7 protein-coding genes are annotated in these 7571 nt (G+C 61.7%); 1 reads left to right on the forward strand and 6 read right to left on the reverse strand.

The window, feature by feature from the left end; translation table 11 throughout:
- The coding region (locus tag Q0288_RS13820) for a dihydroxy-acid dehydratase (protein ID WP_299431456.1) at positions 1-383 on the forward strand (383 nt) is incomplete at its 5' end.
- Between the two features lie 217 nt (positions 384-600).
- Here Q0288_RS13820 and xdhC read toward each other — a convergent pair.
- The 6 genes from xdhC to Q0288_RS13850 form a co-directional block, all read right to left on the reverse strand.
- A complete protein-coding gene (xdhC, locus tag Q0288_RS13825; protein WP_299431459.1) occupies positions 601-1458 on the reverse strand; it encodes a xanthine dehydrogenase accessory protein XdhC in 858 nt (285 codons plus the stop codon).
- A 216-nt stretch (positions 1459-1674) separates the two neighbouring features.
- Positions 1675-2061, reverse strand: coding sequence for a type II toxin-antitoxin system VapC family toxin (locus Q0288_RS13830; protein WP_299431462.1), 387 nt, complete (start codon positions 2059-2061; stop codon positions 1675-1677).
- Positions 2058-2288, reverse strand: coding sequence for a type II toxin-antitoxin system prevent-host-death family antitoxin (locus tag Q0288_RS13835; RefSeq protein ID WP_299431464.1), 231 nt, complete (start codon positions 2286-2288; stop codon positions 2058-2060). The genes Q0288_RS13830 and Q0288_RS13835 overlap by 4 nt, the downstream gene beginning before the upstream one ends.
- Before the next feature lie 40 nt (positions 2289-2328).
- Positions 2329-4659 (reverse strand): xanthine dehydrogenase molybdopterin binding subunit, encoded by a 2331-nt coding sequence (gene xdhB / locus Q0288_RS13840; protein WP_299431467.1) that lies wholly within the window; start codon positions 4657-4659, stop codon positions 2329-2331.
- The gene (locus Q0288_RS13845) at positions 4656-6068 is read right to left on the reverse strand and encodes an FAD binding domain-containing protein (RefSeq protein ID WP_299431470.1); all 1413 of its coding nucleotides are present in this window, start codon (positions 6066-6068) and stop codon (positions 4656-4658) included. The genes xdhB and Q0288_RS13845 overlap by 4 nt, the downstream gene beginning before the upstream one ends.
- Before the next feature lie 535 nt (positions 6069-6603).
- The coding region (locus tag Q0288_RS13850) for a hydantoinase/carbamoylase family amidase (protein ID WP_299431473.1) at positions 6604-7571 on the reverse strand (968 nt) is incomplete at its 5' end.

Genomic DNA, 7571 nt, shown 5'->3' on the forward strand with positions numbered 1-7571 from the left:
ACGAAGGCCCCAAGGGTGCGCCTGGGATGCCGGAGATGCTCTCGGTAACCTCGGCCCTGGTGGGCGAAGGCCTGGGGCCGTCGGTGGCCCTGGTGACCGATGGGCGGTTTAGCGGGGGAACCCGTGGCCTGATGATTGGGCACCTGGCCCCCGAGGCCCAGGTGGGCGGCCCCATCGCACTGGTCAGGGACGGCGACCTGATCTCGATTGACTGCGACCAGGGCGTTCTGAACCTCGAGGTCGCGGAAAAAGAACTCGCCAAGCGGGCCAAAGCCTGGAAGGCCCCCAGACCGCACTACAAAGGCGGCCTGTTTGCACGCTATGCCGGGCTGGTCAGCAGTGCCAGCGAGGGCGCGGTGCTGCAGAAGCCGGAATTGCCGTAGGCCTCGAGGGGACTCACGGCAGTGACAAAAGCTACCCCGAGGGCCGCCCGCCTGACCCACCGCACCCGGTAGCGAGAGGGATTCGGCTTCACTCGAGGGAGCACGCTGGTTGGGTTCGTCGAGGGACAGCACCCTGACTCCCCGTAACAAAGCCATACCCTCTCAACCCGCTGTTTCTGTCTGGCCCACCGCGGTTCGGCCCGCCCAGGTCAAAACCTTAACGTTTAATATCGTCCTCCGTGCCGGTGGCTTCCGGTTCCTGCCCCGGCAGGTTTTCGGGAAAGATCAGGCCCAGCAGTTGGGCGGCAGCAGCGATGGCAATGGCCTCGGGGGCCTTACTGGCGATACCAGGAACGCCGATAGGGCTGGTCACTCTTTCTAGATCATTCCTGGTAAAACCTTGTTGCAAGAGCTTTCGCTGAAAATTATGCCATTTGGTGCTACTGCCGATCAGGCCGATAAAACCCAGATTGGGGCGCCTCAGGGCTGCGTCCAGAATGGCAATATCCTCGGCGTGATCATGTGTCATGACCAGCAAATGTGCATTTGCCGGAAGGTCGTGCACCGCCATCTCGGGAATAGGAGCATGGCAATTGCGCAGTATTGCGGAGGCCGGCTGAAGTTGATTCAATCGGTCTGGTGACAGCATCGCTGCCCTCGAGTCCACCAGCCAGAGTTCAATCGAGCAGATCGAGAGCACCCTGGCCAGGGCCAGCCCGACATGCCCTACCCCAAAGATGGCCACGGCGGGCCTGGTCGGGGTGACCTGCTCGAGCAAGATCGTCACCTCCCCCCCACAGCACTGTACGCCATACTGGGCTGGGGCGTGTTCGGTAAGCTGAATGGTGTGCATCTGAGGGGTGGTAGCCGTACCTCGAGCCAGCATCTGACGGGCTAATTCCACCGCCGTTGCCTCGAGGTTCCCGCCCCCAATGGTGTCACAGGCCGCGTCCGCCGTCACCAGCATCTTGGCCCCGGCCTCCCTGGGCGCGTGGCCGCGCACCGCGATTAACGTGACCATGACCAGTGGCACCCTTTGCGCCACCAGATAGCTCAAGTGCTCAAACCAGCGCATCGCCCCCCCTGAGATACCCAGACCCCCCAACCAAAAGAGTCCCGTTCCCAACCGGCCCAACCCCCAATGCCAGGTGCGCTGCCAGGATCTGCCCCGGATGCGGTCGCCCCGGTCGGTGAGGCGCCATCCGCTCGCTGGTTGCAGTAACCTGGATACCCCCCAGCCCTAAGCAGGGCAAGGCCAGCAGAACAACCAGGGTCTTGGTCATGGGCACCCTTACCAAATGATCTCGATGGAGAACTCCTTGAAGGTGGGGTCGGTGGTTATGAGGGGCAACCCCTCCAGTGCAGCCTGAGCCGCCAAAATCCGGTCAAAGGGGTCGCGGTGTTCCACCAGCCACGCACCAGCCTTCAGTGCGTGGGCACGGGCAATCGGGAGCTCTTCAACCTGAAGGCTATTCACCGCATGATCGAAGTTTTCAATCAGGTAAACTGCCTGGTTGAGCTTTCCCAGGCGGTGCTTGGTCGAAATCTCCCAGGCGCTCGCCGTGCTCAGGACAATCCCGGTTTGTGGATCTTCCAGTAGCCTTTGAGCAGTCCTGGACAATCGTTCGGGCTCGAGTAGCGCCCATAAGAAGACGTGGGTATCCACAAGAACCCTCACTCCCACACCTTCAACTCCTCCTCGGGAAGCGGCTCAAAAAAGGCCTTGTCCACCTTCCCATGCCCTTTCATAGATCCTAGCTTGCGCTTTTTGGGTTTCTCCAGCGGCATCAGGCGGGCGTAAGGCTGGCCGTTCTTCGCAAGGATGATCTCCTCTCCCGCGCGAACCCGTTCGAGCAGGCTCGAAAGATGGGTCTTGGCTTCGTGAACATTAACCACCTTCGGCATAGACTTAGTTTAGTCTAGTGGACTAAGTTTATCAATCCCCTTAAACCAGGGTCTTTTCCCGAGTCTTTTCGATAGCCCAGTACACCGCCTCCGGCGTAGCGGGAGAGGCCAGTTCTACGATACAGCCAGAACCAAAAGCTCCAATTGCGTCGCGCAGCGCCTCGCGCACCGAGATCGCCAGCATCAGGGGGGGCTCCCCCACCGCTTTGGAGCCATACACCACCCCGGTCTCGGTGGCTTTTGGCAGAAGCCGCACCTTGAACACCGGAGGCAGCTCGGAAAAGCTGGGCAGCTTGTAGGTGCTGGCCGAGCGGGTCGCTACCTGACCCCTGGCATCCCAGCGCAAGTCTTCAAGCGTAAGCCAGCCCATCCCCTGGATAAAACCGCCTTCGACCTGGCCCAGATCCACCAGCGGTGAGAGGGAGTCGCCGGCATCGTGCAGGATGTCCACCTGGCGCAGGGTGTACTGGCCGGAAAAACCATCCACCTCCACCTCGCTCACCGACGCGCCGTAGGCGAAGTAGTGGAAGGGTTGGCCGTGCATGCGGGTTTTGTCCCAGTAGAGGCCTGGTGTGCGGTAGAAGCCGTCGGCAAAGAGCTGCACCCGCTGGGTATAGGCGGCCCTGACCACCTCGGCAAAGCCCAGGCCTTCGGCGGGTTTCCAGATGCTCCAGACCTGGCCGTCCTCAAACACCACGTCGGCAGGGTTGACCCCAAACTTCTGAGCCGCTACCACCGCGAGTCGGGCTTTGATTTGCTCGCAGGCGTCCTTGACCGCTCCGCCGTTGAGGTCGGCCCCGGTAGAGGCCGCGGTGGCCGAGGTATTGGGCACCTTGTCGGTGCGGGTGGGCATCAGACGAATGGACTGCAGCGGAACCCCCAGGGTCTGGGCCGCCACCTGCATCATTTTGGTGTGCAGGCCCTGCCCCATCTCGGTACCCCCGTGGTTGACCTGCACCGAGCCGTCCGGGTAGACCAGCACCAGCGCCCCAGCCTGGTTGAAAGCAGTAAGGTTGAAGGAGATGCCAAACTTGACCGGGGTGATGGCTAGACCGCGCTTGCGGTAGGGGTTGTTTGCATTGAACTCGGCAGTCTCGGCCCGGCGACGGTCAAACGCTGCTTCGGCCTTCAGATCGTGCCAGATTAGGGGCATTCGCTCGGGGTCTTTGATGACCTGGCCATAGTGGGTGGTGATGACTTCCAGATGGCTGACATTTTTACTGGTAGCACCCCGCACTCCGTAGAAATTCCGCTCCCGCACCACCTCTCCTGGCAAGCCCAGCGACAGGGCCACCCGGGTGAGTACCTCTTCGATAAAGACCATTCCCTGCGGCCCCCCAAAGCCCCGGAAGGCCGTCTGGGAGGTTTTGTGGGTTTTGCAGACCCGGCCCCGCACATCCATGTGGGGGATGTAGTAGGCGTTGTCGGCGTGGCAGACCGCACGGGCCAGCACCGCTTCGCTCAGGTCTTGCGACCAGCCCCCGTCGGAGAAGAGTTCCATGCGTAGAGCGTGCAAAAGGCCGTCTTCGGAAAAGCCTATTTTCCATCGTGCGTAGAAAGGGTGGCGCTTGCCGGTGAGGGTGATGTCTTGCAGGCGGTTCAACCGTACGCGCACCGGGCGCCGGGTCAGGAAAGCCCCCAAGGCCGCAACGGCAGCGTAGGGGTTGGCCTGCACTTCCTTCCCGCCAAAGCCCCCACCCATGCGAATACACTGCACCGTGACCTGGTTGCGCGGCAGGCCCAACACCTGCGCCACCACCTCCTGGGTCTCGGAGGGGTGCTGGGTCGAGGAATGAACCAGGATATGGTCGGTCTCGTCGAGAACGGCCAGCGAAGCATGGGTCTCGAGGTAGAAGTGCTCCTGCCCCCCGAGCTCGAGTTCCCCCTCGAGCACTCGAGCGGAGGACTCTAACCCCTGTTCCACATCTCCGCGCCTGGCGTGTAGCCTCGAGCCCTGAAAGCTCTCCTTCCGGATGGCCTCCTGGAGGGTCAGAATGGCTGGGAGCGGTTCGTACTCGACCCCCACCTGCCCAGCCCCCAGCCGCGCTGCTTCCTCGGTTTCCGCCAGCGCCCAGCACACCGCCTGGCCGTAATACATCACCTCGGAGGGGAACAGGGGCTCGTCGTGTTTGATGCCCGAGTCGTTGAGGCCTGGCACATCCGAAACCGTGAGCACCCGCACCACCCCCGGTACCGCATAAGCGGGCGAGACATCCAGGTGGACGATGTGGGCATGGGCGTGTGGGGCCTGCACCGGCCAGGCGTGGAGGGCCTGGGGGTAACGGGGCAGCAGATCGTCGGTGTACACTGCCCGCCCCGTAACGTGTTCCCTGGCCGACTCATGGGAGATGGCCTGACCGATCACCTTCACACCCGCACCTCCGGGGTCTCGGCGTGAAATTTGTGCAGCAGGCTCCCCAGCATGGCGGTGCGGTAGGCTGCACTTCCACGGTGGTCGTCTATAGGCTTGAACTCTGCGCGTATGACCTCGGCAGCCGCCCCCACGGTGCGCTCGTCCCAGGGCCTGCCCACTAAGAAAGCCTCGGTCCTGTAGGCCCGCACCGGCGTGGGCGCTACCCCCCCCAGGCCTATCTGAATGGACTGCACCCGTCCTTTCTCCAGATGCAAGGCGAAAGCTGCGGCCACTGTAGATATGTCGTCCATTGGGCGCTTGGCGACCTTATAGAAGCGGGCCAGCGGCGCCAGCGGCAAGGGAATGCGAATAGCCTGGATAACCTCACCAGGCCCCAGCACCGTCTGGCGATAACCGCTGAAGAAACTTTGCAGATTCACCACCCGTACACCCGCAGGCCCCACCAGAACCAGCTCCGCTTGCAACGCCAGCAAAACCGGGGGCAGGTCGCCGATGGGCGAGGCGGTGCCCAGGTTCCCCCCCAGCGTCGCCCGGTTGCGGATCAGGCGGGAAGCAAAAAGCGGAAACCACTCCACAAGCAACGGAATGCGCCCTTGCAGCCAGCGCTCGGCCTCACAGAGGGTCACCCCCGCACCCATTTCGACGTACACATCCGTCCAGGAGAGGGTCTTTAGGTCGGGAATCTGGCTCAGGTCTACCTGAACCTCGGCCCTGGCAAAACGCTGGTTGACCTCCACTACCCAGTCGGTTCCCCCCGCCACCAGTTTGGCGGTGGGGTGATCGGTCAGGGTCTGGAACAGTTCCTTCAAGGAGATCGGCCGGTAATAACGCCCAGGGCTTTGAACTGGCGACCCATTGGTTTCAGGACAATATTCCATCGATTTCACAGCCGGCACCGGCGCAGTCAGTCGCCGGGCCAGGGAATCTTCCTGAGGAGGTTGTCCGAGCGAGTTGGCCGCATCCTGGATGGGGCGGTAGCCGGTGCAGCGGCAAAGATTGCCCGAGAGGGCCTCGAGGTCGAATCCATCCCGATCTCTGCGGTAATACTCCGCTGCCATGCTGACCACAAAGCCCGGCGTGCAGTAGCCGCACTGCGAACCCCCCTGGAGCATGGCCTCTTGCACCGGGTGCAGCGTATTCCCCTGGGCGAGTCCCTCCACCGTCCAGACCTCCTGACCGGCCAGGCTGGGCAGCAGCAGCAGGCAGCTATTGACGGCCTCGAAGCGCGAGCCCTGGCCGTCGGGCCTCAACAGCAGCACCGCACAGGCTCCGCACTCCCCTTCGGCACAACCCTCTTTGCTCCCGGTCAGGCCCTGCTGGCGCAGCCAGGAGAGCACGGTGGTATGGGGGTCTTCTCCGGTAGCGCGAACCGTCTGTCCATTCAACAGAAAGCTAATTTGGCCCACCCAAGTCCTCCTGGACTTTACTTGCCTATGGTCGCTCATTGTACAACCCACCGGGTGAGGAACCGGTGCATAGCTTTACAAATCGAGCCAGAGCCGCCGTTCGGATGCTCTGGAGAGCGTCCGTGGCAAGGCCGGTGGTCTGGTAAGAAACCAAACAAGCCGCTCCAGAGCAAATCGGGCAGCTGGATGAGGGGAACCCCTGCCAAAAATTGCGGCACCAGAGCACCAGTGGGTCAGAAGCTCAAGACTGGCTTGGGTTTTATCGAGCTTGCGGCGATCCCCTAAAGTTGTGCGCAAGGACATCGGCATTGTACAGAGCATTTCCACGAAAACGCCGCAAGGCCTACCTACCGTTTGTACCACCCAGTTCACATTCCCGGAGCAAAGGAAGCCGTGTACGATCCGACAACACCTGAGCCTGTACAGCATAAACCTGGGAAAGGCTCTAACAACCATCTCCACTGCTTGTAATCCTGAGTCCAGCACTTAAGGCTTTTGGCCTCTGGTTCTCGATCCTCCACCCGTTACACCCCCTTCAGTCGTTGAGGATCATCGCCTCATCCTTTGCACTTCCCTTATCCTCCGCCATCGAAAGCCTGGCCAGCGTCAGGGCCAGCACGAAGGTACCCCTGGCGATATCTTCGGGGGAGGCGTACTCGTCTGGACGGTGACTGATACCCTCACGGCAGGGAATAAATAGCATGGCCGTCGGTGCAATACGGGCCATGAACAGCGAATCGTGATAGGCCCGGCTCACCATCGGTTTGAACTTGACGCCGGCATCGCCACAGGAAGCCACCAGGGCTTTCAGTACTTCCGAACCGGATTTGGCGGGTGGGTCTACGTTGATGATCTCGACGCTGTATTTGATTTCACGCCGGGTACAGACCTGTTCTACCCCTTGAATCACGCTACGGATGACCTGGTCGCGGCGGGACTGCTCCACGTCACGCACATCTATCTCGAGCTTGACCCGGCTGGGAACGCTATTGACCGCATTGGGGTAGACCTCGCAAAAACCGGTGGTGGCAACCGTATTGATGCTTCCGCTGTTCCGGGCAAAGGCTTCCACTCCCAGGATGATCTCGGCGGCTGCGCAAAGCGCATCGTGGCGATCTGGCATCAACATCGCCCCGGCATGGCCGCCCACACCTTCCAGTCCCACCCGCAGCGAAGCCGGGGCTGCTATCGCGGTCACGATGGCCAAAGGCACGTGTTCCTGCGCGAGCACCGGCCCTTGCTCGATGTGCAGCTCGACAAAGGCCGAGTAATAGCCCTCAGGAAGCTGCACATCCTCCAACCGGCCCATGTAACCCGCTTCCCAGCGAACTTCCTCGAGGGTACGCCCCTCTTGATCCTTGAGAAGGCGCAGTGAGTCGGGGTTCAAGATTCCAGCCAGCGCACGGCTGCCCAGGCAGCCAATCCCAAAACGGGTGGGCTCTTCGGCGGTAAAAATCAAAAGTTCTATCGAACGACGGGGTTTGAAGCCGCTCCGTTGCAAGG

Source organism: uncultured Meiothermus sp. (genome assembly GCF_937863175.1).
Lineage (GTDB): Bacteria > Deinococcota > Deinococci > Deinococcales > Thermaceae > Meiothermus.